Origin of the sequence: Chryseobacterium sp. CBo1 (assembly GCF_001693475.1) — a bacterium.
Taxonomy (GTDB): domain Bacteria; phylum Bacteroidota; class Bacteroidia; order Flavobacteriales; family Weeksellaceae; genus Chryseobacterium; species Chryseobacterium formosense.
Genome location: NZ_MAUH01000045.1, coordinates 167,334 through 193,715 on the forward strand (window position 1 = coordinate 167,334; position 26,382 = coordinate 193,715).

General features: G+C 34.4%; 26 protein-coding genes. 5 read left to right on the top strand and 21 right to left on the bottom strand.

What is annotated here, in order from left to right; genetic code table 11:
* Positions 1-190: 190 nt before the first annotated feature.
* The 3 genes from BA768_RS17455 to BA768_RS17465 all read left to right on the top strand — a co-directional run bounded on the left by BA768_RS17455 (position 191) and on the right by BA768_RS17465 (position 1,906).
* The gene (locus BA768_RS17455) at positions 191-760 is read left to right on the top strand and encodes a Crp/Fnr family transcriptional regulator (protein WP_065721796.1); all 570 of its coding nucleotides are present in this window, start codon (positions 191-193) and stop codon (positions 758-760) included.
* A gap of 144 nt (positions 761-904) precedes the next feature.
* Positions 905-1,585, top strand: coding sequence for a type 1 glutamine amidotransferase domain-containing protein (locus tag BA768_RS17460; RefSeq protein WP_065721797.1), 681 nt, complete (start codon positions 905-907; stop codon positions 1,583-1,585).
* A 21-nt stretch (positions 1,586-1,606) separates the two neighbouring features.
* Positions 1,607-1,906, top strand: a complete 300-nt coding sequence (locus tag BA768_RS17465; protein WP_034675936.1) for a putative quinol monooxygenase — start codon at positions 1,607-1,609, stop codon at positions 1,904-1,906.
* A gap of 66 nt (positions 1,907-1,972) precedes the next feature.
* On the opposite strand, the gene BA768_RS17470 is transcribed toward BA768_RS17465, so the two are convergent.
* The 4 genes from BA768_RS17470 to BA768_RS17485 form a co-directional block, all read right to left on the bottom strand.
* A complete protein-coding gene (locus BA768_RS17470) occupies positions 1,973-2,899 on the bottom strand; it encodes a DUF3829 domain-containing protein (RefSeq protein WP_065721798.1) in 927 nt (308 codons plus the stop codon).
* 20 nt (positions 2,900-2,919) lie between these two features.
* Positions 2,920-4,797 (bottom strand): type VI secretion system baseplate subunit TssF, encoded by a 1,878-nt coding sequence (locus BA768_RS17475; RefSeq protein WP_065721799.1) that lies wholly within the window; start codon positions 4,795-4,797, stop codon positions 2,920-2,922.
* A gap of 23 nt (positions 4,798-4,820) precedes the next feature.
* On the bottom strand, positions 4,821-5,261 hold the full coding sequence (locus BA768_RS17480) for a GPW/gp25 family protein (RefSeq protein WP_034675931.1): 441 nt from the start codon (positions 5,259-5,261) through the stop codon (positions 4,821-4,823).
* 450 nt (positions 5,262-5,711) lie between these two features.
* Positions 5,712-7,127 (bottom strand): APC family permease, encoded by a 1,416-nt coding sequence (locus BA768_RS17485; protein WP_065721800.1) that lies wholly within the window; start codon positions 7,125-7,127, stop codon positions 5,712-5,714.
* A gap of 143 nt (positions 7,128-7,270) precedes the next feature.
* On the opposite strand from BA768_RS17485, the gene BA768_RS17490 reads away from it, so the two are divergent.
* Entirely contained in the window at positions 7,271-7,783 is a 513-nt protein-coding gene (locus BA768_RS17490) for a DUF4920 domain-containing protein (RefSeq protein ID WP_065721801.1), read from the top strand.
* A gap of 103 nt (positions 7,784-7,886) precedes the next feature.
* Here BA768_RS17490 and BA768_RS17495 read toward each other — a convergent pair whose 3' ends face one another.
* Positions 7,887-8,993 carry a M14 family zinc carboxypeptidase gene (locus BA768_RS17495; RefSeq protein ID WP_065721802.1) on the bottom strand — a complete coding sequence of 369 codons (1,107 nt, stop codon included), beginning with the start codon at positions 8,991-8,993 and terminating at the stop codon, positions 7,887-7,889.
* A gap of 850 nt (positions 8,994-9,843) precedes the next feature.
* Here BA768_RS17495 and BA768_RS17500 point away from each other — a divergent pair.
* Positions 9,844-10,371, top strand: a complete 528-nt coding sequence (locus BA768_RS17500; RefSeq protein WP_065721803.1) for a helix-turn-helix domain-containing protein — start codon at positions 9,844-9,846, stop codon at positions 10,369-10,371.
* Between the two features lie 74 nt (positions 10,372-10,445).
* Here BA768_RS17500 and BA768_RS17505 read toward each other — a convergent pair whose 3' ends face one another.
* From BA768_RS17505 to BA768_RS17585, 16 genes are all read right to left on the bottom strand, one after another.
* Positions 10,446-11,612 carry a proline dehydrogenase family protein gene (locus BA768_RS17505; protein ID WP_065721804.1) on the bottom strand — a complete coding sequence of 389 codons (1,167 nt, stop codon included), beginning with the start codon at positions 11,610-11,612 and terminating at the stop codon, positions 10,446-10,448.
* 64 nt (positions 11,613-11,676) lie between these two features.
* Positions 11,677-12,606 carry a UbiA family prenyltransferase gene (locus tag BA768_RS17510; protein ID WP_065721805.1) on the bottom strand — a complete coding sequence of 310 codons (930 nt, stop codon included), beginning with the start codon at positions 12,604-12,606 and terminating at the stop codon, positions 11,677-11,679.
* A gap of 10 nt (positions 12,607-12,616) precedes the next feature.
* Entirely contained in the window at positions 12,617-13,543 is a 927-nt protein-coding gene (locus BA768_RS17515; RefSeq protein ID WP_065721806.1) for a mevalonate kinase, read from the bottom strand.
* 66 nt (positions 13,544-13,609) lie between these two features.
* The gene (locus BA768_RS17520) at positions 13,610-15,151 is read right to left on the bottom strand and encodes an MFS transporter (protein ID WP_034675918.1); all 1,542 of its coding nucleotides are present in this window, start codon (positions 15,149-15,151) and stop codon (positions 13,610-13,612) included.
* Positions 15,152-15,556: 405 nt separating this feature from the next.
* Positions 15,557-15,766 (bottom strand): hypothetical protein, encoded by a 210-nt coding sequence (locus tag BA768_RS17525; protein WP_034675916.1) that lies wholly within the window; start codon positions 15,764-15,766, stop codon positions 15,557-15,559.
* 5 nt (positions 15,767-15,771) lie between these two features.
* Positions 15,772-16,950: an acetyl-CoA C-acyltransferase gene (locus tag BA768_RS17530; protein WP_065721826.1), complete on the bottom strand. Its 1,179-nt coding sequence runs from the start codon at positions 16,948-16,950 to the stop codon at positions 15,772-15,774.
* A 22-nt stretch (positions 16,951-16,972) separates the two neighbouring features.
* Entirely contained in the window at positions 16,973-17,359 is a 387-nt protein-coding gene (locus BA768_RS17535; RefSeq protein WP_034675910.1) for a hypothetical protein, read from the bottom strand.
* Positions 17,360-17,650: 291 nt separating this feature from the next.
* Positions 17,651-18,745 (bottom strand): hypothetical protein, encoded by a 1,095-nt coding sequence (locus BA768_RS17540; protein WP_065721807.1) that lies wholly within the window; start codon positions 18,743-18,745, stop codon positions 17,651-17,653.
* A 13-nt stretch (positions 18,746-18,758) separates the two neighbouring features.
* Positions 18,759-19,457, bottom strand: a complete 699-nt coding sequence (locus BA768_RS17545; RefSeq protein WP_065721808.1) for a hypothetical protein — start codon at positions 19,455-19,457, stop codon at positions 18,759-18,761.
* Positions 19,423-19,977, bottom strand: coding sequence for an RNA polymerase sigma factor (locus tag BA768_RS17550; protein ID WP_065721809.1), 555 nt, complete (start codon positions 19,975-19,977; stop codon positions 19,423-19,425). The genes BA768_RS17545 and BA768_RS17550 overlap by 35 nt, the downstream gene beginning before the upstream one ends.
* 112 nt (positions 19,978-20,089) lie before the next feature.
* Positions 20,090-21,472 (bottom strand): nucleoside permease, encoded by a 1,383-nt coding sequence (locus tag BA768_RS17555; RefSeq protein WP_065721810.1) that lies wholly within the window; start codon positions 21,470-21,472, stop codon positions 20,090-20,092.
* An 18-nt stretch (positions 21,473-21,490) separates the two neighbouring features.
* The gene (locus BA768_RS17560) at positions 21,491-22,090 is read right to left on the bottom strand and encodes a bifunctional nuclease family protein (protein ID WP_034675896.1); all 600 of its coding nucleotides are present in this window, start codon (positions 22,088-22,090) and stop codon (positions 21,491-21,493) included.
* Positions 22,091-22,373: 283 nt separating this feature from the next.
* Positions 22,374-23,321, bottom strand: a complete 948-nt coding sequence (locus BA768_RS17570; protein WP_065721812.1) for an electron transfer flavoprotein subunit alpha/FixB family protein — start codon at positions 23,319-23,321, stop codon at positions 22,374-22,376.
* Positions 23,322-23,444: 123 nt separating this feature from the next.
* On the bottom strand, positions 23,445-24,191 hold the full coding sequence (locus BA768_RS17575; protein WP_065721813.1) for an electron transfer flavoprotein subunit beta/FixA family protein: 747 nt from the start codon (positions 24,189-24,191) through the stop codon (positions 23,445-23,447).
* A gap of 195 nt (positions 24,192-24,386) precedes the next feature.
* Positions 24,387-25,094: an SDR family oxidoreductase gene (locus tag BA768_RS17580; RefSeq protein ID WP_065721814.1), complete on the bottom strand. Its 708-nt coding sequence runs from the start codon at positions 25,092-25,094 to the stop codon at positions 24,387-24,389.
* A 78-nt stretch (positions 25,095-25,172) separates the two neighbouring features.
* Positions 25,173-26,138, bottom strand: a complete 966-nt coding sequence (locus tag BA768_RS17585; RefSeq protein WP_065721815.1) for a T9SS type A sorting domain-containing protein — start codon at positions 26,136-26,138, stop codon at positions 25,173-25,175.
* Positions 26,139-26,382: the final 244 nt, after the last annotated feature.

Here is a 26,382-nt window from a genome sequence, read left to right on the forward strand (position 1 = left end):
AGTGACTTTACCTGAAAATCACGATGTGCAAAATTACGGAAATTTTAGGAATTTTCTGTGTTAAAATATGTTAGTAATTTTTAGTTTTAATTAAACAAAATATTCAATTTTTATAATATTTTCTCCTATTGAAATTTGTTTAAAAAATTATCCTTCTTTTACTTAAATTTACATTGATTTAAATAGAACCATGAACAGATTACGAGAGCATATTGAGGAAATTATTTCTTTAACAGAAGAAGAATTTAATTATATAAAAACATTTTTTACAATAAAGAATGTCCGCAAAAATCAGTTTTTGGTGCATGAAGGTGATGAAGTAAAATTTGAATTTCTTACTCTTGAAGGAATTTATAAAGTCTTTTATATTGACGAAAACGGAAAAGAGCATATTCTGCAGTTTGCAAAAAAGAATTGGTGGATGACCGATTACATTGGATTTTTTAAGCAAAAAAATGCAACAATGTTTGTAGAATGTCTGCAAGACGGAGCTGTTGCCTGTCTGACTTTAGAAGGCAGAGAAAAACTCGCTTCAGAATTTCATAAGATGGAATATTTTTTCAGAACTAAGCTTACCAATGGGTATATTGCCTTACAGCAGAGAATTATTCTTCTGCTCTCCAGTACACCTCAACAACGTTATGAGGAATTTTCAAAATTATATCCCGATTTGATTTCGCAGATTCCCAAAAAATATGTTGCGGAATACCTTGGAGTCAGCCGGGAAACTTTAAGCCGGCTTTATTCAAACCATAAATAAATCTTAAGTGTGATTTCGATCACACTTTTTTTGTGACTTTTCTCCTTCGATTGAGGCTTTGAACCGAACTACATTTGCTATAGAAATTAAAATAATTTCAAAAAAATTCAAGCAAAATATTTATTAACTAAAAAATTCAAAGTCATGAAACCAAAAGTTTTAATTATTGTTTCTAATGCAAACACAATCGGTCCTAACAACAGAAGAACAGGAATATTCTTACCTGAAGTAGCGCATCCTTATGCTGAATTTGAGAAAGCAGATTATGAAATCGATTTTGTAAGCTTAACGGGTGAATCACCTTTTTTAGATGCCTTAAATTTATCCGATGATCCTGATAATTTGAAATTTTTAACAGGAAAAGGTTGGGAAAAAATGCATAGCGCTCCGAAACTTTCCAGTATAAATACAGATGATTATGACGCTGTTTTTATTCCAGGAGGCTTGGCTCCGATGGTCGATATGCCTGAAAACACTGAGCTTAAAAAAATCATTGCCGGATTTTATGAAAGTAATCGTATTGTCGGTGCAGTTTGTCATGGTCCTGTCTCTTTACTGAATGTGAAATTAAGTGACGGAAATTATCTGGTGAATGGTAAAAACATTGCTTCTTTTACCACTGAAGAAGAAGACAATTATGCAAAAAACGATGTCCCTTTTGATTTGCAAACAGCTTTAACCGAGCAAGGCGCAATTTTCCATGCTGCGGAACCTTGGTCAGCAAACAGTATTGTTGATGGGAACTTAGTAACCGGCCAAAATCCTGCTTCCGCAAAAGGTGTGGGTGAAAAAATGGTAACACTTATAGAATCTAAAAATTCATAATTTACTTTTAAAACTAAAAAAATGAACGAACAAGCAATTTACGTTTATGCCAAATGGCAGGTAAAAGAAGGAAAATTGGACGCAGTATTGCAAATCATGAAAGAAGCTGCACAGAAAAGTGCTGAAGAACAAGGAAATTTGTTTTACAAAATCCATCAAAGCAAAACCGATGAAAATACATTGATTTTATTTGAAGGATATGAAAATGAATCTGCTGTAGAGTTTCACCGCAATTCAGAGCATTACCAAAACTTGGTAGTAAAGCAGATTATCCCTTTACTGGAAAACAGGGAGGTAATTTTGATGAATCCTATTATTTAAATTAAAAATTCCGAAAAATTTAATTTTTCGGAATTTTTAATGTTGAATTTTAATTCACGTCAATTATTATTTTACAAACGAATTGTAAGAACTTAATACAGATTCATAAGCAGAATCCATTTCATTGATATTGCTGTCGGGAATTCGCTTGGTTGATTTTGAATCTCTGATCAGCTTTCTGAATTTATCCAAAAAGTCTGAAGCATTTTTGTTCACACTTTCAAACTGGCTTTTTTTGTAAGAATACTGAGCATCTTTCACATTAAATTCTTTCTTGGAATTTTCTGCAACAATTTTCTCAAATTCGTCATATTTTTTCTGTGCTTCGGCTTCATTGAAGCCTTCTGCATATTGTTTATCCAGAACATCCATCACAGAATCCATAGAATTCATCAACGATTTAGACGAAACGATAAATTCTTTCATCGGATGATCTTTCAGAATCACTTCTTCTGCAGCGTCTGTTGCGGGTTTTATTTTGGTTAAAACATTTCCTCCTGCAGTAAAAAACGCCTGCGCTTCGGCATCGATATCTTTTTTTAAAGCTTCTGCTTTTGCACCTTTATCATCTTTATAATCTTCGGAAGTCATGTACGATTTCAACTCGTCAAATTTCTTCTGAATGCTTTCTCTTTTAGCTTTATACATATTGTATTCTGTCTCCACGGCTCCTTTATCTTTATCGAATCCAGAAGGTACCTCTTTGATTTTACTGATGGCATAATCCATAGAGCTCATCACGGTCGGAATATAGATCACATTTTCTCCTTTTGCTTTTTTTACAGCCGCTTCCGCATATTTTACAATTGATTCTACATGTCTTGAAGAATTTTTATAAGAATCCAGAAAATTATTATTAAAATCTATTATTGCCTGAGATTCATTTTCACCAGCTTTCATTACGGCATTTCCTATTTTATCGAGACCTTTTTTACAGCTTACAGTTGCCACACTGAGCGATAATGCGAGTGCAACCATCATTACTTTTTTCATACTCTATTATTTGGTTTAAATTAATTTTCAAAAAAATCGGTGTCTTCGTTGCTTACTTTTACGAGATACTCAATTCCGTCGATTGCCTTTGAGACAATCTGATTCCTCAAAATATTTGCCATGTTTTCCCAATACGCTCTTCCGTAAAAAGAATAATTATTAGGAACAATTTCAACTTCCACAGTTCGCACAAAACCTTCTTTTGGCTTGGTACTGATCATGGTTCCACGTTTTACACGAACATCCTTAAGCTCGTCTTTAAGAACCATTCTGCAATAATTTCTCACATCTTCGAGAGAAATAATTTTATCTCTCGTTGTCAATGCATATTTGTAAGCCTGAATACTGTCTGAACCTTTCTGCTCTTCTGCTCCGCCAATGGTTTCGGTAAGCAAAATCATCGATTGTGATTTCAATTGGTTTGATAGTTCTGTTCCGGGACGCATATGATTGGCAAAAGTGCAGTGAGTTATCCAGAATGAGGCGTAAGTATGGTCTGTTTTTTCAACAGGTTCCATAATCACATAATTCAGTTCTTGTCGGATGTTTCTTTTTGCATTGTTTACTTTCTGCACCATCGATTTCATCTTGTCGGACATTTCACCCAGAATTCCTTTCACATTATCTCGATTTAATAACGAAAATGCTGCGATCTCGTCTCTTGTAAGCTCAAGAACATTGGAAATCATATCAACTGCATTTCTGTTGTTGAAGCGCTCCATTCCACCTTTTCTAATCGTGTATAAACCTTTTTTAAGATTATCAGAAGGAGTAAATGGAATTTCTCTGTATTTTCTTCCATCGCCATCCTGCACTTCATCAACATATAAAAAATGTTCTGCATCTTCGGTAATCAAAGGGATGTTATTTCCCATAATGTCTAAACTGTATTCTGTTTTCTTCCAGCCTCTGTTGTAAACCGGAAATGCATTAAGCACAAAAGTGAAATTATCTAAAATTTCTGCAGAAAACTGTGGTGGAAACTCGAAAGTCAGCCACAAATATTCTTTTCCGTTCAGGTATTTTTCAATCTCTTCTCTTCCGTTCAGAAAATCTAGATCCTGTGGAAGATTTTTTGTGAATAAATCTCTTGAAAGTCCGCTAACCTCAATGAATCGATGGTGATAAATGCTTTTGATGTCATCAATTATTTTTGATTTTATCGACTGCTCATGAAATATCTGTTCATATCCTTCAGCCTGCGGATTTTTCACATATGAAATACCTTCTTTAATAAACATCGGATTTCCATTGCTTGAAACCGTGCTGTAAGGCAATAATTTATATACAAAATCAAGATGTTCAAATGCAGGATTTGAACAGTATAGACTTATGGTTTTAGGAAATTTTTCGTTGGTATATCTTGAAACATCAATTCCGATCGTTACTTTACGGTAATCTTCCGTTCTTCCCTGAAATCTTGAAATCGGAATTTTATTTAATCTTTCATCTAAACTGTAACAGGTATTTCCTACAAACATAATAGCGGTCTGCGCTTTGTTTGTACGCACACTTCCCACCGGAGTAAAAGGAATATTCAGCTGTTTGTCTGATTCCGATTTTATGGTGGAATTCATATGTTTTCTGAAGAAAAACTCGGTGTGTTCTAGCAAAATTTCGGAGGATTCATAAGGCATTGTGTAGGCCAAAGCATGAGCCGGAACCGGATGTGTATAAATCGATGGCGTTAATAACTTGGCAAGCTTCTCTAAAATTCTTGCATTAACGGTCTGAATTTCATTATTCGCTTTAAAAACTTCTGTGCTGAATGCATCAATCAGTAATTTTACAAAAGGATCTAATGACTGCGGACTTTTCAGTCCCCAAACTTTTGTAGCATTCTGAAGCATTCTCGCTTTTACGGATTCTTTGGAATAAATATTCTGGTCTAAATTCATAAAATCTTTTTACAAATAAATATTTAGTCGATCGACATCGGACTTAGAAACAGTTCGGTAGAAAAACTGAAACGTTCGCCTGTAGCTTCCATTTTAGCGTTGATCCCGATTCTTACTTTTTTCTTGATTTCCGTATGTTCTTTGGTATCGTAGTTGTGCTCTACAAACTGAATGTGAGCATCGATCTGTGGCTGTACAATTCGTGGTTCGTACTGTAAAATCTGCCTCTTCAGACTTTTGATAAAAACATTTTCCCAAACTGCCGATGTTACGCCGTTATCGAATTCTAGATTCCAGACATCGTTTCCGTAATTGTCGTCATATCTGTTTTCTCCTTTTTTTGTGGTAATTAAAAGCATGATGTTGTGAGCAATGCTTTCTCCCATGTCGCAGGTATCGATACTTCCACCTTCGGACATAAGCGTAGAGGGTACAAAAGGCATTCTGTAATTTGGTGTGTCCATAAGTGATATTTCGTTATTTCTCTTTGGTGTTATTTAAAACGAAATACCAAATTAATCATTTTTGAGAAATAATGGGTTATGGTATCTTAAAATTATTGCTAAAAATCTGAGATTCTTTGTTTAAATTTTTATGCCGTTGATTCTGCTCATCAAAATAAATGAATGCTGTTGCTAAAAACCGTGTCAAGGTTTAGAACTTTGACACGGTTAGTGTAAAAAATAAGTTCTGTCTATCTTGAACCAACAACTATTTTAAAATCAGTTTTATTTATTTTTCTACAAGTTACAAGATCGATTCTTCGCTTTTCTTATGACAATGGCGGGGAAATTTAGCCTCGATTGAACGGCCTGTCTGAGCTCTTTTCATTGGTTTTTGCGCGGCGGCTTTGCCGCCGCGCAAAAACCAATGAAAAAGCGAGTAGTCAAAGCGAGATTAAGCTCCTGAAAAAATTAAGAATCTGCTTTCTTATTTCGGTTGATCAGGTAATAAACCGGAAGTCCGAGAAGAACAATTAAGAATCCCGGCCAGGTATATTGTTGCTTGTAAATCAATAATAATACACAAAATGCCGTTCCGATCAAAAGATAAACTATTGGTGTAATTGGATATAACCACGTTTTGTAGGGTCTTTCAAGATCGGGCTGTTTGATTCTTAAATAAATCACTCCGAAAACCGTAATCATGTAAAACAACACGATGACAAATGAAATCATATCCAAAAGATTTCCGTATTGTCCGCTCAGGCAAAGGATCGACGCCCAAATTCCCTGCATCCAGAGTGCATTTCCGGGAACCTGATTTTTATTGTTGTTAACAGCAGATTTAAAGAACAAACCGTCTTTTGCCATGGTCTGAAAAACCCTTGCTCCGGCTAAAATTAATCCGTTATTGCAGCCAAAAGTAGAAATCATCACCAAAACAGCAATAATCACCGTTCCTGCGCTTCCGAAAATATTCTGTGAAGCGGCAACCGCTACTCTATCATTCGCTGCAAATGCAATCGAATCTCTGTCTAAAGCATTGATGTAAACGAAATTTACGGCGATATACAGCAACATTACTGCAGAAGTTCCCAAAATCATTGCTTTTACAACGTTTTTTTTAGGATTTTCGATTTCTCCAGAAACGAAGGTTACACTTTCCCAGGCAACCGAACTGAATACGGAACCTACCATTGCTGCTGCAATTCCGCCCATTAAAGTCATTCCAGAAATAGATTCCCAACCGGATTGCAGAAAATTTCCTTTTTTATCTTTTATTAAATTACTGAATGAATCAGTTCCGAAGCTAAAATTTTCAGACAAATGCGAAAAATCAACCAAAATAAAGCCTAAAGCAATTAAGCCCAACAATGCCAGAATTTTTGAACCTGTAAATAAATTCTGCAGAATTTTTCCGCTCTCGACTCCTCTTGTATTAATATAGGTGAGTAAAATAATCACAGCGATTGCTAAAATCTGAATCCAGGTAATCTGGAATTCCCCACTCTGAAAAATTGGAGCTGCATTATTTAAATCCGGAACTAAATAGGCCGTAAACTTACCGAATGCCATCGCAACCGCTGCAATTGTTCCGGTTTGTATAACGGTAAACAAGCCCCATCCGTACAAAAATCCCATTTTCTTCCCGAAAATTTCTGTGATATACGTGTATTGCCCACCCGCTTTTGGAAACAGCGACGATAATTCACCATAACTTATTGCTGCTGCAACAGTCATTATTCCGGTAATAATCCAGACTACAATCAGCCAGTATCCGGAGCCGAGATTCCGCATCATATCTGCGCTTACGATAAAGATTCCGCTTCCGATCATAGAGCCCATTACAAGCATGACCGCGTCCCAAAGTTTTAGTTTTTTCTGCATATCAAAGTATTGCATTCAAATATAAAAAAATATACAGGTGATTTTAAGATTTGTTTACTATTTTGAAAATCATATGCATTATATCAAGTTTATAATCATTCTAAATTCAATTTTTATTATTAATTTTGGAAAAAATATCAATAATGAAATTTAAAGCAATATTAGTTTTAGCAGCAGTGAGTGTATCTACTTTAGCTTTCGCACAGGAAACAAAGAAAAAAATGGGACCACCGGAAGGCAACGCAATCGTTGGAGATACTTACGGTTCAGCAGTTGAAGCTAAAACAGAATCTAAGGCAATCACTGTAGAAAAATTAAGCAAAAAGCTTAAAAAAGAAAATAAAAAGGTTGAAAACGTAGCTGTAAAAGGTAAAGTTACAGACGTTTGCGATAAAAAAGGATGCTGGCTAACCATTCAAACTGAAGATAATTCTCAGTTTTTCGTAAAAATGAAAGATTATGCATTCTTTGTACCAACCGCTTTGAAAGGTAAAACAGTTGTAATGGACGGAACTGCAGAAAGAAAAGTAACCTCTATCGACGAGCAGAAACACTACGCAGAAGATGCTAAGAAACCACAGGCTGAAATCGATGCAATCACAAAACCAAAAGAAGAGATCAGATTCGTAGCTAACGGAATTAAGGTTGTAAACTAAAAAATTAATTTTTTCCATTTCGAATGAAGAACCTACTTCTCCTTTCTTCATTGAAATGACATTAAGGATAAAAACAAAAGCGGAACAAATTGTCCCGCTTTTTTTAGTTTTCTATTTTAAAATTTACCTCCGTATCGAGTTTAGGATATTTTGATTCAGAAATATATCTTTTTCCGGTACAGTCGATTTCAAGCCATCCTTTCCTCTTTACTTCTCCTGCTTCCATTACAAAAGGGATAAAAGAAATATCATCTTTTCCTTCTTCATAAATTTCTCTGTACTGAACCGCAATATCCAAAATACATTCGTGTTCTGTATTTAATTTCACATTTCGATAAATAATATCGTAGTGTGTTTCCTGATTTTCCGGAATTTCCGGATAAATTTCCCAGCCTTTGGTATCCGAATTCAACTCACTTATTGCTTTTAAAGCATAATACAAAGCAACTGTATAATATTTTCTTGTTTCTTTTCTTGAATAATCATCAATAAAATGTCCGCCTTCAAAAAGAATGGTAGGCATTCCTGATTTAATGAAATTATCACCTGTAGATGTCGGATAAAACTCATCAGAATATCTCCCGATCTGATTCGGTATTAATTCTTTCAAATGCGTATAAACATGAGCTATTACGGCCATACATTTTTTTCTGTTTTCCGTAATGGTACGCTCCACATTTTCTGAAGGTGCCAAAAAGGATAATGTTGCCGGATGGATTCCGTCAGTTGTAAAAATAGTACGCTGCTCATGAAGATTTAAAGCATAGTCATATTTCTTTGATGCAGCCATATTCTTGAGGAACTTTATCTCTTTGCTTGCTTCATTATGGAAATCACGATTTAGGTCAATTTCTGAAGCATTGAGTCGTGTCCATTTCTCAGAACCATCAGGATTTAACATAAAAATAAAATCCAAACTGATTTTACTGAATAAATCTTCTTTTACATCATGAGCATTTTCTAAACTTTTCAATAAATCAAGCATAGCGTGTGTTGCGTTCGATTCATTTCCGTGCATCTGCGACCAAGCTAATACATTGATTTTACCAGTTCCGATACTCAATTGATAAATAGGCTGATCTAAATATGATCTTCCAATTTCCTGAATATAGTCTTTGAGATTCGTCTGTAAGTAAAAAAATAATTTTTTAGGGGAAATATAGCGATTAGGGAAATCAGGATCTGCCGTGTAGAAATGTTCAAAATTCATTCAATAATAATTTACATTTTTCAAATTTAATTATTTTAAATGTAAAATTAAAATTAACATTTGTAACATGATTAAACGTTGTAAATTGCCAGATTGTCTGTTGATAAATTTGTGGATTAACAATAATTTAATTAATCAAGTATAAATATTTATTTTTCAGTCAATTATAAAATTTATATAAAGTTATGCAATACACTTACTTTAAGTGAATAACTTCTTGTTTTAGGCGAATTGAGCGTAATTAACTTAAACAATCCAAATGTGGAAAAGCATGTTTACAAATTGCAATATACAAATGTTAATTGTGGATAAAGTTGAAATTCATCGCAAAAAATTAGCTTTAATTAAGCTTTAACTAAATACTGTAACTTCTCTTTGCAAATCCGGAAAGAATGGAAAGATTGCAATCTTAAAATATTGTTAAAGTGTTTACTGATGAGTATTAGCAAATATAATATTGGGGCAGATCAATAGAGATATGTCTAAAATCTAGGTTTTACAGCAATTCAAGCCGTCTCCTACTCTATAGTATTTTAAAGGGTATAGAAAGTCCTATTAATGGTACAAAGAAAGAGTTTAGCAGTATAACTACAAAAGTACTATATCTGTGATATACCTAATTAAATTTACTTCATCTATTACTTTAAGTGAATAAATTAGAATATGTAATTGTGGAAATTTTGTTTAATAATTTACTATAATAAATTTTATAAACATTATAAGATATTGATATTTAATACATTATTGTAATTTACTTTTGTATATATAATAAATTTGTTTTATTTACATTTGTATTTGTTTGATGTAAATTTAATATTTACATTTGTAAAAGTAATTTTACAACTTATTTATGAGTTTAAATGAAAGAATTTCAAAAGTTATAGAGTATTCCGGTTTTACACCATCCGAATTTGCAGATGAGGTTGATGTGCAGCGTTCCTCTATTTCTCATGTGACTTCCGGAAGAAACAAACCCTCACTGGAGTTTATCATCAAGATAAAATCCCGCTTCCCTGAGATTTTGTGGGATTGGCTGGTGAACGGTGACGGCGAAATGCTGAAGTCTGAACTTCCCGATATCGAAGAACAAACTCCAGAAGAAAAATTAAAACCGACTTCCCTTCCTGATTTATTTACGATGATGAACGATGATGAAGATTTCGGAACAGAAGAATCTGAAAATACAGTGATTTTTGAGAGCCCTTCAGAATCGGTTAAAACGTATCAAAGTAAAGCCAATGAAAAAATAACCGATTCTCAGCGATTAGAAAAACCAAAAGAAGAAATAATTAATCAAATCATTGATAATCAACAAAATAAAATAAAACGTATTGTTATCTTTTACGAAAACGGAAAATTCGAAAGTTTTGAACCTTAAAATTGATTTAATTTAAATTTTAAAATAAAAAAACTCGGTCATTTGCGACCGAGCTTTCAATTTATTTAGAAAAATTATTTCTTTCTTCTATCAAGTTCTTTTTTGATCAAACCTAATTCTCTTCCGGTTTGTCCGGCAACCGAAGTATTTTCTCTCGCCCTTCTTGTAAGATAAGGAACAACGTCTTTTACAGGACCGTAAGGAAGGTATTTTGCCGCATTATATCCTTTATCAGAAAGATAGAATGTAATGTTGTCACTCATCCCATAAAGTTGTCCAAAATAGATGTTTGGATGGTCATTTTCAAGACCTTTTGCTTTCATTTTATCCATTACAAGCTCAGAAGAAATCTCGTTATGCGTTCCGAAAAATGCCGAAACTTTATCCAAATGATTCATTACGAAATCAATTCCTGAATTGTAATTTTTATCAGATGCATCTTTCGTTGGCTGAATCGGGTCTGGATATCCTTTTTCGGCTGCTCTTGCACGTTCTTTTTCCATATAAGCACCACGGACGATTTTATAACCAATGAAATAGTTCTTTTCTCTCGCTCTTTGAAGATGCGCTTCCATATATTCAAGACGGCTGGTTCTATACATTTGGATGGTATTCCAGACAATCGGTTTTTCCTGATTATATTTTTCCATCATTTCTTCACAAAGCTGGTCTGCAGCATCCTGCATCCAGGTTTCTTCAGCATCTACCATTACTTTTTTGCTGTGTTCATGGCATAACTGACAGACTTCATCGAATCTTTTTACCACTCTTTGCCATTCTTCTTTTTGGCTTGAAGTTAACTCACTTCCTTTTCCAACCGCTTCGTATAAATCAATTCTTCCAAATGCAGTTGGTTTAAAAACGATAAACGGAATGGCAGGATTTCCTACAGAAAATCTAACAATATCCTTGATTTCTTTGCAAACCGCATCAAAAGTTTCTTCATCTTCTTTCCCTTCGATCGAGTAATCAAAGATGCTTCCTACACCTCTTTTGAAAAGCTGCTTTACTGCTTTCATACTTTCCTCACGTGTTTCACCACCTACGAATTGTTCGAACAAAGTTTTCTTTACAATTCCGGTAACGAAAGGAAAATTATTATGAACGGTAAAATTCAGGACAGAAGTTCCAAGACTTGTCAAAGCGGGTTGTTCAATCATTTTAAACATCCAATACGCTTTTCTCAACTGTGCATCGGTTTTATCTGCAAATGCAACTTTAGTATCGTTAAAAATGGGCATTCTTTTATGTTAAATTTAATTTTGCAAATGTAAGAATAACCACAGCTTTTTTAAAGTTTTTTTTCTACAATTTACCTTCAATTCCGTTGAGTAACATTGCGATAATCCCAATGAAAACCCAAAATCGTAAAATATTGAGTGTAAAAAACTTAGCCCGTCTGGAAGAATTTAGCAGCAGATAAATACAGATGATCATCATAAACAGGCCACCTATGAAATAATACGACATAAAGCCTGAAATTCCTGTTTTTATGATAAGCTTCATTGAAACTGCCATTGTCAACATGAGTAAAGAGATAAGAATAATCTTGGTATTTTTACTTTTAAAATAATTGGGAATCGTCGTATAGCCAAAGCTTTTATCAACACTTTTCGTTAATGTATCTTTCACAATATCAATACATAATAGTATTAAAAATAAAAAAATAGCCATTAAGAAAATTTTTCTGGAAAAGGTTTGATAATACACCATCATTCCGAAAAACGGATACAATGTTAAACTGACAAAAGTGAGATTATTCAAAATTAAAATCCGGCTCAGTTTATGACTGTAAAACCACATAAAGAACTGATAAACAACAAAAAAAATTAAAACACGATAAGAAATAAAACTTGCAACACCAAGCGAGATCACTGTTAATGCTAAATAGGCATACAAAAAATATTTCTGCTTAATAAAACTCTGAACTCTTGTGCGAAACGGTTTTACGATATGATCTTTTTCAAAATCATAGAACTGATTGATGATTCCGCCTGCAAGAATACTTAAAACGGTACAAAAAATGATCCCGTGAACTCTGAAATCGAAGACAAATTTCCTGAAAGATTCTTCCTGATTAAACAAAAAAAAGGTGGAAACATACAGCGCAAAAGTCAGCAAAGCAGCCACAAAAAAACGTGCACCTAAAAGAAATCCCACGAATTGTGAAAATCTGTAAAATAAAGATTTTTGGATATAATTTTTATGTTGGAAACTCTCTTTTTCAGAACCCATTCCCAACTTTTTAGAATCTGTAAATCACTTCTTTCTGGAAGTCACCAAGCATTTTTTCTGCTTTTTCGTAATCTTTTGTAAATCCTAAAATATAACCTCCGCCTCCGCTTCCGCAAAGTTTAAGATAATAAGCATTTGAATCTAAACCGGTTTTCCAAATGTTAAAAATACTTTCAGGAATCATAGGGCGGAAATGTTCGTAAGCCCAGTGAGAAAGCTTTTTAAGGTTTCTAAAAAACGGGTTCATATCTTTTTTAAGGAAAGAGTCAATACAAGCATTGTTGTAACGGATAAACTCTTCTTTTAGCGTTTTACGGAAACCTTCAGTTTTCATTTTTTCGAAGAAAATCTGAATCATTGGTGCGGTTTCTCCTGTAATTCCTGAATCGATTAAAAAGATTGCTCCTTTTCCTTCTTCACCTTTCGGAATGGCTACCTTATCTAAATTCTCTTTGTTTTCGATAAGAATTGGAAGATTCATGTAACAGATCAAAGGATCCATACCAGAACTTTTACCGTGGAAATAGCTTTCCATTTCGCCAAAAACGGCTTTTATATTTTTTAGGTTTTCTTTCGAAATCGTATCAGGATTGTGTTTTGTGAAGCAGTATTTTTCGAAAATAGCAGCAACCAAAGCACCTGAACTTCCGACTCCGTAACCTTGAGGAATATTAGAATCAAAGAAAAGTCCGCTTGATATATCTTCTTTAAAACGACTTACGTCTAATCTGAATTGCTCAGGAAGATTCAAATTTTCAAGAAAAACGGCATATTTCTGTAAGTGATTATTTGATTTTTTTTCGAACTCAGAATCTGAATCGGAAAATTTCAATGTACCCTTATAAAAACTGTAAGGAACTACAAGACCTTGTGAGTCTTCTATCATTCCGTACTCTCCGAAAAGGATAATTTTAGCGTAAAATAAAGGGTTCGTCATTTTGTGTTAAATATCTTGATGCAAAGTTAGTATAATTCTGCTGAATATTAACAAATTTTAAGCCAATTATAAAGTATCTCTGTCTTTGATTTTCTGTACATTCAGGAAACGGATTAAAATTAATCCTACAAAGAAGAAAATCGCCATTGAAAATGCGGCAAATCGCATTCCTGAAGCTGATGGTAAAGTCACATCTATTTTCGCAAAAATCCTGATCAAAGTATCATATTTATCGATAAATAAAGCAAATACAAATGTTCCGACAATGATTGCCAGTTTTTCCAGAACATCATAGAAACTGAAAAACGTTGTATTTTCCATTGAATTTTCAGGCAAAAGCTTAGAATATGTAGATCTCGACATCGCCTGAAGTCCGCCCATTACCAATCCTACAACTGCTGCAACGCCATAAAACTGATATTCTACCGTTGGATTTTCCTTATCCAGGAAGAATGCCCAGATACAAGCAACAATCCATAAAATTACCGCAATAGAAATCACGTTTTTGTTCCCGATTTTTCTTGAAAGTCTTGAGAAAATGACCGCACCGATAATCGCTTCGATCTGAATAATCAATAAAGTTCCGATCAGTTTATCCTGCGCCAAATTGATTTCACTTTTCCCGAAAAGCGTTGCCATCAGGAAAATAGTCTGCATTCCGACACTGTAAAAGAAGAAACTCGATAAGAAAAATTTAAGGTTTCTGTCTTTGAAAAGACCTTTCCCAACCTTGAAAAGTTCTTTAAAGCTCTCTTTAGCAATATCTTTATAAAAGCTGATGTTATCTTTTAATACTTCAAAAAAACCACCCTGATCTTCGTGTCTTTTGAAGATGTTTTTATAGTTTAATAATACCAAATCTTTAGGAAGCTTTTCTTTAACATCACCAAACTGCGGTAAATGCTTGAAAGTATATTGTGAAAAACCAAACCACCAAGCTCCAGTAAGCAGGAAGGTAATTCTCGTAAATATTAATTTCTGCTCTTCACCTTTAGCCAAAACCATAATTAAAACCAAACAAAGAACAACTAAAACTACAGAGCCAATATATCCGTAAACATATCCTCTTGCAGAAAGTGCATCCTGCTTATCTCGTGTGGCAATATCCGGAAGAAACGAATTATAAAATACCAAACTACCCCAAAAACCGACACTCGCCGTAATACTGAACAACAATCCTAAAAATACATTGTGCATTCCGGTGAACATTGCCAATCCCATACAAGAAGTTGCTCCTAGATAACAGAAAAACTGAAGGAATGATTTTTTGTTCCCGATTGTATCTGCCAAAGAGGATAAAAATGGAGAAAGCAAAACGACAATCAGAAAAGAAATGGTTAAAGAATAACCATATACCGCATCCGGCTGATATTCTTTACCTAAAATTTTGATCATGTGTCTTACCGGAACATCGATCCATCTGCCGGTTTCTTCTACATATTCTTTTTTCTCATACACTGTCGTGATAATCGAATAATATATCGGGAAAATTGTAGAAGTAATCACTAAAGAATAAACCGAGTTTGCCCAGTCGTAAACTGCCCAGGCTTTCATGATTTTCGGATTGTTCTTTATATTTTGAGTCGGTTGAATTTCAGTTTCAGACATTTTCAAAAGAATTAGTTGCACAAAAATAGAAAAACCGCTGAACATTCGGAGGTTTTTATTTTTTTTAGGCTAAATTTTATTGATTTGTTAAAATTAAAATAGCTTGAATATATAATTGGGGATTAACAGTGTCGCTCCTACGGAGCTCCCCATCGCTATGATTATATTTTGCTACAAAGGTTTTTGCTCCTACGGAGCAATTAATTCTTTTTTAATATTTCAGTTTTTAAATATTATCTTATCAGTATCAACAATTTAATAATCAAAAAAATTTAAACATAAAAAATCCGAAAACTTTCGCTTCCGGATTTCAAAGATTTATATAAAAAACAATATTATATATTTTCAATAATTTTTAAAATTCAAACCAAAGCACAAAATCTTTAGTTTTTACTGATTTAAATATTATTTCTTGAGAAAATTTTTAATTTTTTGACTAGTCAATACCATTATAATGAGTAATAAAGCTCCTAAACCCTGAATAATAGTTCCAAATGTAACAACTATATTTCCATTAAATGGCCCAAACGAAATGTGAGTAATTTTAAGCCAAGCGCCTAATAATGTTACCACAAATCCAATCAAAAGAATGACTAAAGCAAATTTAATTTTCACGGTAATTACATATTTTCAATGACGATTGCAGAAGCACCACCACCACCGTTACAGATGGCTGCAGCACCATATTTACCGTTGTTTTGCTTTAAAACATTAATTAAAGTAACGATAATTCTTGAACCAGAACTTCCAAGGGGATGTCCTAAAGCTACTGCTCCACCATTTACGTTTACTTTAGCAGCATCCAATCCTAAGATTTTATTATTAGCTAAACCAACTACAGAGAATGCTTCATTAAATTCGAAGAAATCGATGTCTGAAATCTCAAGACCAGCCTTTTTAAGAGCGATTGGTAAAGCTTTTGAAGGAGCTGTTGTAAAGTTTTCAGGTTCATGAGCTGCATCAGCGTAAGAAATAATCTTCGCTAAAGGTTTTAGTCCTAATTCTTCCATTTTTTCTTTAGAAACAAGGATTAATGCAGAAGCACCGTCATTTAAAGTAGAAGCATTGGCTGCAGTAACTGTACCTTCTTCTTTTTTGAAAACAGTAGGAAGTGTAGGAAGTCTGTCAAAATTTACCGCTTTATATTCTTCATCTTCAGCGAAAATTACAGGATCTCCTTTTCTCTGAGGAATTGATACAGGAACAACTTCTTCAGCGAATTTCCCTTCGCTCCAGGCTTTTGCAGATCTTTTGTAAGATTCGATCGCAAAATTATCCTGCTCTTCTCTTGTGATATGGTAATCTGTTGCACATTTTTCTGCGCAAACTCCCATGTGTACTTTATTGTAAACGTCTGTAAGACCGTCAAGAACCATTCCGTCCTGCATTTTCACATCACCTAATTTGGTTGCGTTTCTTGCATTATAATAATGTGGAACTGAAGACATGTTTTCCATCCCTCCGGCAACGATAACGTCTGTGTCACCTGCTTTGATCGCCTGTGCAGCCATTGTAACAGCTTTCATTCCTGAAGCACAAACTTTATTAATCGTTGTAGATGGTGTTTCGTTTGATAAACCTGCACCTAAAGCAACCTGTCTTGCGGGAGCCTGGCCTTCACCTGCCTGTAAAACGTTACCCATATAGATTTCCTGAACGTTTTTAGGATCAAGATTTATTTTGTCTAATGCTCCTTTTACCGCTGCAGCTCCTAATTTTGTAGCAGGAACAGTTGATAAACTTCCCATGAAGCTTCCCATCGGAGTTCTTACTGCAGAAACAATGAATACTTCTTTCATATTTTCTTCTTTTATACTATAGTTAATTTTTATTTTTTGATTTTGCAAAAAGCATTATTAATGCTCCCAAAAATTCCACAATCCAGCCCCATTGTAATTTTACCGTTCCCGCTAAAGCATTCGTCCAAGATTTGAATGGTAAAAAGCTAAAGTAACTTGATGCCTGATACTTTATGGCAAATAAGGTAAATACGAATAAAATTAAGAGGAACACTGCAAAGGTGTTAACAAGTTTTGGACGATTATTCAGAATTGAAAACAGTGCGCAGGCACAGAAAATCCAGCAGAAAATTGCCAGATAATAGTCTACTTTCCAATAGTTCCAGTTTCCTATGATCGGAACGTGTACCAAAGGAAGAAAACTTCCTACGACTACCAAAATTAATCCTAAAAGCTGTAAATTTTTCATTATTTATTTTACAAGTTTTAATATATCCTGAATGCCAAAATACAAAAAAAAACATACTTTTTATAAGTATGTTTTAAAATCAAATAATTGAAATATAAACCTAAGTTTACACAAAATTATCTGCTTAAAATTATTTAATATTTAATATTAAATTAATTATATTGTTAATTTGAAAATTAATTTAAAGTTATATTAAGCCCTTCTTTAATCCATTATACTGTTCAAGCACGTATTATTTTTAAATTTAATACGAAAAATTCTAAAATATTAAATTGAATTTATCTTGTATTCTTAAAAAGTAAGAGCCCAAAGATCGATCCCGATCTGCACTCCGCTTTTATTACGAATAAGGGCTTCATTATTGAAAATAGGTGTAAAATCTTTCATCACATAAATATTAAATCCAAAATACTCTATTGATATTTTACCTCCTGCAATAAAAGGATTTAAGCCTTTGGACACTCCTTCACGAACATACACTTTGTTCCCGAAATCATTTTTATACTGAAGATGCATTCGATCATTGATTTTAACGCCTCCGTAAAGTCCTAACCCAATTCTCAGCTGTTTTTTTGTATTATCGATATATCGTACTCCGTTATATTCTTTGTATTTTGGATTTAACACGAAAATTGCTTCTAATGGTACATAAATATAGTCCGTACGCAACCACGCTTTTTTAAAATTATTACCCGTAAAATCCGTAAGGTAAAGATTTTTATCATCCTGGGTGAAAATTTTATCTCCATTTGGAATAATCGTCTCAAGCCTCCATCCTAAACCTACACGATAGAAAACAGGACTTGTGGTTTTACCCAGTTGGTTTTCATAACGAAGCGTAAAGTTCCCAGATGAAGAATTTTTCAGTTCATTGCCTTTAGAAAAATCAAAAAACTTTTTATCGGTAAGATTTATTAATGAAATCCCTGCAACATAACCGAAACTTTGTAGGTAATTCTTAGGATCTTCCGGATCATCAAACTCGGGCTGCTCAAATGTCAGATCCAATAAAGCACCTCTCGCAGTTCTGAATAAACTATTTTTTTTATTAAAATTAGACTTAAAAAGTGCTTTTCTAACAGTTTTACCAGTGATCTCTTCATATTCATCTTTCTGATTGGCAATTTCATCATTAATGATCGCTTCATATCGTACTGCCGTCGTATTTTTTTGCTCCTTCATTTCGCTTTCTGAAATTTCGCCCGCCTTCATTTTCTTTTCAAGTGCATCAAATTCGGCGTTCATTTTGTTGCGTTCTTCCGTAACGATGCTGTCGATCTTATTGGTATATCTTTCCATTTGTTTCCTCAGAGTTTCTTTATTCTGGGAATAGCTGAGTGAGAACAGGGTTAAAAAAAATCCTGCCAATAATATTTTTTGTCTCATGTTGATATGATTTTTACTTTTCGTCTGTACTGTTGGAGCTGTTGAAAATTGTAATAAATTCCGGGCTTATATTAACTTTATTGATTTTAATAATCCCAAGTCTTTTCGTGTTCTCATTAGGTTTTTCATTTTTCTCAACACTGTATTGGTGCTGAAACATAAGGTCATTTGCAGTAACATATCTTGTTTTTGAAGACTTTTCTATAACTACCAACTTAGGTTTTTCTGTAATTTCCTGTTTTATTTTAGTTTCAGTTTTGACTTCTATTTCGGGTGCGGATTCTATAATTTTTGAAACAGAAGTCATTTTTGGAAGATCAGTTTGTTCCTGATCTGCTTTGTTAATTTCTTTTATAACAATTGGCTTTTCAGGATTTGTTTTTATTTCAAAATTATTTTCTGTTTCAGGATTAGTCACATTAGCAACCGTTTCAGAGGTTTTTGATGGTTTTGAATTTTCTTCCGTCACTTCTTTAACTGCAATTATTTCTGCAGATTTGGAAGATTTATCTGAATTAAAATACAAAATGCTTCCAAAAGAAATTAAAAGAACTATAACAGCGGCATACTTCCACCACTGAAAGAGAGGTTTCTTTACAGTTTTTTCTCTTCCGTGTAACTGATCCTCGATTTGATCCCAAAGTTTATCAGAAGGCTTAATATTGAGTTCTTCGTAATCAGCTTTTAACTGTTTCCGTATTTTTTTGTCCATTTTCTTTTGATTTTAAATAATCAGCAATCCATTTTTTGGCTTTGCTAAACTGACTTTTGCTTGTACCTTCCGAAATGTTCAGGATCTCAGCAATCTCCTGATGTTTTCGCTCTTCAAATACATAAAGGTTAAAAATCAGACGATAACCAGCCGGCATTTTAGAAAAAATTTCTTCGATATTGATTTCGTTTAGATTTTCATTAATTTCTTCATCAGAATGATCATCTGCAATTTCTACGTCTACATAAAGAATGTTTTTGTTTTTCCTGACAAAACTTATCGAATCATTTACTATAATTTTCCTCAGCCAGAACGGAAAAGATTTCCAGTCTCGGCAGTCGTTAATTTTATTGAAACATTTCAAAAAAGAATTCATCAGAATATCTTCTGCATCATAAAGGTTATTGGTATAAGAATTTGCAATTGCCAGCATTTTAGCAGAAAACAAATCGTAAAGAGCTTTTTGAGCTCTCCGATCCTGTTTTTTGGCAAGTTTAAAATTCTCTTCTAAATGCTTCATTGATTAGTTTCTAATTATAAGACCGAGGAATTTGAAAATGGTTGCCTAAAAATAAAAAAAATTGCACTTTTATTTCAAAAGTGCAATGTGATATTTTAATTATCGGCTATAACTAGTGATTAATATTTGCTACCGTTTTAGGGTCGTGCTTGTGTTTGAACAAAACCCAGAAAAGTATTGCTAAAACTAATGCATATGCAGAAAAAGATAGCCAGATGTTGTGCCAGTCTTTCATCATAACGACAGCAGATAAAGTACCATCAGCATTTACAGTAGAATTGAAACTGTTTTTCAGAATATTTAGAAAAGACTGATTATCGGGTGTGGTCTGAAGATATGTGGATAATTCTGACGCAGTCGTAAATCTATGGGTAAAGAATTTATCAATTGCCCAACCTGCAATATAACTTCCGAAAACAGCTCCAAAACCATTCGTCATCATCATAAATAAACCTTGCGCAGAAGAACGGATCTTTTTATCTGTCGTGGTTTCAACAAAGAGAGAGCCTGAAATATTGAAAAAGTCAAATGCCATCCCGTAAACGATGCACGAAAGGACGATCAACCCTAGCCCGTATCCTTCAGGAACACCGTAAGCGAAAAATCCGAATCTAAGAACCCATGCAAACATTGAGAAAAGCATGACATATTTAATTCCGAATCTTTTCAGGAAAAACGGGATTGCCAATATAAACAAGGTCTCAGAAACCTGAGAAATAGACATAATAATAGTTGATCTCTGCACTACAAACGAATCAGCATATTTCGGAAAGTGTGAAAATTCACTTAAAAATACGTCTCCATAAGCATTCGTCAACTGTAAAGCAGCACCAAGCAACATTGAAAATAGGAAGAATAATGCGGTCTTATAATTTTTAAATAGTTTAAATGCATTTAAGCCAAGTTGTTCCGACAAAGGAGCATCCTTATCAATAAGCTTTTGAGGAGGACATTTGGGCAGTGTTAAAGCATAAATCCCAAGAATGATTGCAGCTACTCCGGCAATGTAAAATTGGCCTTCTGTTGCTTTATTTCCTGTAAGATTGGTAATCCACATCGCTACAATAAACCCGACGGTTCCCCAAACTCTGATTGGTGGAAAATCTTTAACAACATCTAAATTGCTATTTTTCAATACGGTATAGGAAATTGAATTTGCAAGTGCAATTGTTGGCATATAAAAACACATTGCAACAAGCATTACAGAGAAGAACGAGTTGGGATCTGTACTGTGAGGAAGAACGAAAAGCGTTATCCCATAAAGGATCTGCAAAACTGAAAATATTCTCTCTGCATTTACCCAACGGTCTGCAATAATCCCGGTGATGGTCGGCATAAAAATCGAAGCAATTCCCATGGTTCCGAAGACAGCACCAAATTGCGTTCCGTCCCATTGCTTTGTACCAAACCAAAAATTCGCCATGGTAATCAGCCATGCTCCCCAAACGAAGAACTGCAGAAAACTCAGGACGGTCAGTCGTAGTTTTAAATTCATTTTTTAAGTATAATATCTCTAATCTATTTTCTTTTTTCGTCTCTTGATCTCCTCCTGAATTTCAAGCGCGGTATCGAAATCTTCTTCTTTTACAGCATCCTCCAAAAGCTTTTGCAATTCTTCCATTGAAACAGATGTCAGACTGTCTTCAGTTGCTACAGTTTCTGAGAAAGACTGCTCTTCTTTTGCAACTTCTTCCAGTTCAAGCAAAATTCCTGCTTCATTCAAAACCTGCTGTGTTGTAAAAATAGGAGCATCAAAACGTACCGCCATTGCTACTGCATCCGAAGTTCTTGCATCAAGAATAAGTTCTTCTTGAGTTTCTGAATTTTTGAAGTTGATATTTGAAAAGAAAACCCCGTCTACAATCTGATAAATGATCACTGAAACCAGCTGATAATTTGCCGAAACAATAAATTTGGTAAACAAATCGTGTGTAAGGGGACGTGGCGGATGAATGTCTTTTTCCAGGCCTAAAGAAATGGATTGAGCCTCGAAATTCCCAATAACAACTGGTAATTTAATATTCGTTTCTTCATGTTCCAAAAGCAATGCGTAAGCGCCAGATTGAGTCTGGCTGTACGATATTCCGCGTATGATGAGCTGTTTATAATCCATAACTACAAAGATAATCGTATTTTTTTATCTGTACTTTTTATTTTTAAATTTTATGACTCTTTTGTTGTGCTGTCTTTTCTTGTATTTATGCCTTTGCAGCCCGGCTTGAGCGGAGCTCTTTTTGCCACTCCCTTCGGTCGCGACAAAAAAGCGAGCGCGGAAGACATAAATGAGATGAAAGCGAAGGCTTTAACCGAAATTTACGAACGAAGTTCGAAGCTGCCCAAAAAAAACTTCCGAAATAATAATTATCCCGGAAGCTTAATTATGGATGAAAAACTATTTAGCCTTTCAATGCTTTTATTTTTTCTGTCAATGCAGGAATGATCTGGAATGCATCACCTACTACACCGTAATCTGCCGATTTGAAGAACGGAGCTTCAGCATCACTGTTGATTACAACGATTGTTTTAGAAGAGTTTACACCCGCCAAATGCTGAATTGCACCCGAAATACCGATGGCAATGTAAAGGTTTGGAGAAATTGCCTTACCAGTCTGCCCAACATGTTCTGTGTGAGGTCTCCACCCGATATCTGAAACCGGTTTTGAACAAGCTGTTGCAGCACCTAAAGTATTCGCAAGATCTTCTACCATTCCCCAGTTTTCTGGACCTTTCATTCCTCTACCTGCAGAAACTACTACTTCAGCTTCTTTTAAGTCTAGTTTACCTGAACTCTGCTCATGAGAAATCACTTTTGTATCTTCATTAGCCACAGAAAGATTCTTCACTTCTTCAGAACCCGAAACTGAGTTTTCTTTAACACCGAAAGCATTCTGAGAAACGGTAATGATTACACCTGTTCCTTCTGCTTTTGCATGCATGAAGCCTTTTCCTGAGAAAGCTTTTCTTTTTACCTGAAACGGAGACTGGCTTTCCGGAGCTTCCAAAACATTGGTAATTAAAGAATAGTTCTTCATCACCGCCAACATTGGTGCTACAGAAGAAGCATCTGTTGTGTGAGGGAAAACGATAATATTTCCGCCCGCAACTTCGCTTACAGCCTGTGCATAAGCTTTTGCCGAGAAGTTTTTAAGACCTTCGTCTTTGATGTTGATTACATTTGTTGCTCCATATTTATACAAAATATCTGAAGCATCTGTTGGGTTTACAGAAATTGCCGTTACGGTATCTCCCGCCTGATCAGCTACTGCTTTAGCGTAAGAAACTGCCTCAAAAGCTGCTTTTTTGTAAATTCCGTTTATATTTTCTGCGTATACGAATACTGCCATTTTTAAATTTGTTTAAGGTTTGAGATTTAAGATTCTAAATTTGAGATTGAACTGACAAAATTATTTAAATTTTGGTTTCTATATCTCACTTCCACTTGAATCTTTTTACTTTTTACTTGGTTCTTAAATAACCTTTGCTTCCTCGTGAAGAAGTCTTACCAATTCATCTAAATTATCCGGAGAAACCATTTTCACAGCTGCTCTTGGAGGAACTGAGTCATAAGAAACACCCTGAACTTTTACTTCAGAAGAAGTAGGCTCTACGACCTGCAAAGGTTTTGTTCTTGCAGACATAATTCCTCTCATGTTTGGAATAATAAGATCTTTTTCGTCTACCAAACCTTTCTGACCAGCAATTACAGCAGGTAATTTTACAGAAATTGTTTCTTTACCTCCTTCAATCTCTCTTACAGCAGTAGCTTCGCTTCCGTTCACATCTAAACCAACCGAAGCATTTACAAAAGGTTGATTTAACAACTGAGCAACCATCCCAGGAACAGAACCTCCATTATAATCAATCGATTCTTTACCGCAAAGAATTAAATCGTAACCACCATTCTGAGCTACAGCCGCAATTTCTTTAGCGGTTGAGAAGCTGTCTTTAGGATCAAGGTTTACTCTTACTGCATCGTTTGCTCCGATTGCCAAAGCTTTTCTTACCACAGGCTCAGTTACAGCATCCCCTACATTGATTACCGTTACAGTTGCTCCCTGAGATTCCTGCAATTTAATAGCTTTTGTTAAAGCGAATTCATCAAGCGGATTGATTACCCACTGAATTCCGTTTTTGTCGAATGCAGACTTATCTGCCGTAAAATTGATTTTGGAAGTAGTATCCGGAACACTACTGATACAAACTAATATTTTCATATGTTGCTTTATATTTTATTTTAATTGTCATATGCAACCTCACGGTTTCATGTTCTATATATTTTCTGTTTTGCTGTTTATAATCAGGTGATTATAAACAGCGTTTTTTGTTTAAGTTAACTTTGCTAATATAAATAAAAAATATATTATGCATGCATAATACTTATTTAATTATTATTCAGCGCATTATATGTTTTAAGTGTTGGGTTTTGTTGCTCTAAACTCTATCTTACTTGGCAAAACTCTTGGATTCATTTTTAAAACATCAAGAACCAGATTTCCTATATCTTCGGGTTGAATTTTCCAGGCATCTTTTTCTGAAGGAATATTTCCGTTGAAATTTGTAGCCACCGAGCCGGGCATGATGACAGTTGATTTAATATTGTATTTTCTTAAATCGATCATCGCTGCCTGAGTAAAGCCTACAACTCCGAATTTTGAGGCGTTGTAGCCCGTTCCGTTTTCGAAGAAATTTGCTCCGGCTAAACTTGAAATGGTGATGTAATATCCTTCCGTCTTTTTCAGTTCTTCTACTGAAGCTTTTAGGGTATAGAAAACTCCAGTAAGATTGGTTTCAATCATATCATTCCATTCATCTGCTGAAAGTTGATCTACCGGTTTAAAAATCCCTAAACCAGCGTTTGCAATAACAAAATCCAATTTTCCGAATTTTCCGATGATGTTTTTAACAGCTTCAGACTCGTTTTCAAGATTTTTCACATCAGAAACAATTCCTAAAACATTCTGAGAATATTGTTTTAATTCAGTCACAACTTTTTCAACATCCTCTTTTTTCCTTCCCGAAAAAGCAACTGAAACACCATTTTCTAATAAGATTTTTGCAATCCCATATCCTACTCCTTTTGTACCTCCGGTAATGTAGGCTACTTTATTTTCTATCATTGAATCAATTTTAAAAACCCTAAAATAACAAAAACGCCCCAAATTGGAGCGCTTTATTGTACTAAGATTTATCAGTAATTATTTTTTAGTGAATTTCTTGGTTAATAAACCATTTTCGGTTTTTAAACCTAACATATAAGTTCCGGTTGGCAATTTTCTTACATCAACTTTACCGTTTGAAAAATTAGCATCAGATCTTACTCCGCTCATATCATAAATATATGCATTTAATATTTTTGCTTTTGATTCTACAGTAATAAAATCCGTTGCAGGGCTTGGAAATATAGATACTTCATGTTGTTTTAAAACTACATCATTTGTAGCTAAAAATAGACTTTCCGTTGCGACAGCTCTTGATAACATATTATCAATCAAATGAGTTGATGCAGCTGCGTTGGTTTCTAAAACATCGTGCGCAGCATAATCTATTTCGCTTGGTGATGTTACCAATGTTCCCGTTATTACTTTTGAAAATCCTGGACCTTTAAAAGTAATTGTTCCATTGGCAGTATTATACGCATAACCTATTCTAACCCAAGTATTTACGGGCAACGTTACGGCTGCAGGAGTAGTTCCTGTTCCTACATCTGTATAAGAAACTGCACCTGCCGGCGTTGTATATACTCCTATTACTGTTTTAGTGGCGTGATGCACAAGAATTCCTCCAAAGACTTCTTCAGCAGCGTCTATCACTTCAACTCCTCCACAATTATCGCTGGTAGAAGTTGGCCCGGTAAAATAATCGAATTCTACTTGGAATACATTATTTCCTGATGTTCTTGCAGTCCATGCAGCAGGCAAACCATTTTTCCACATATATCTGTAGCCTTCAGCTGTAGCTGGAGCTGAAATTTGTAAAGCTTTACCTGTTCCGGATGTTACAATGGCATAATCTGAATTAGCTCCACCAAGAGATGCGTATACAGGAGATGACTGCCCAATTGCAGAAGCTATATTAAGAGCATCGAAATTTTCCTGTTGAAGCACTTGTGCTGTAGCAAAAAGTGAGCTTGTTAAAGTTAAAGAAAGTAGTATTCTTCTCATATTATTATTTTAAATTTGAGCTAAAGTTAAAGATAATTATTAACAAACTGAATTAAAATTTGATTAATTCTTTAGCTAAAATGATCATAATTACAAAAAATAACGCCCCGATGTTCTATGTTAATCTGCAAATTGTTTATGTTAAAATTTTACAGTTTTTCAGATAGTCTTGTTGATAAGCTATTTTGTTTTTTACCACACCAAAACAAATTCTTAAAAGCTTGTTACAAACAGCTATCAATGC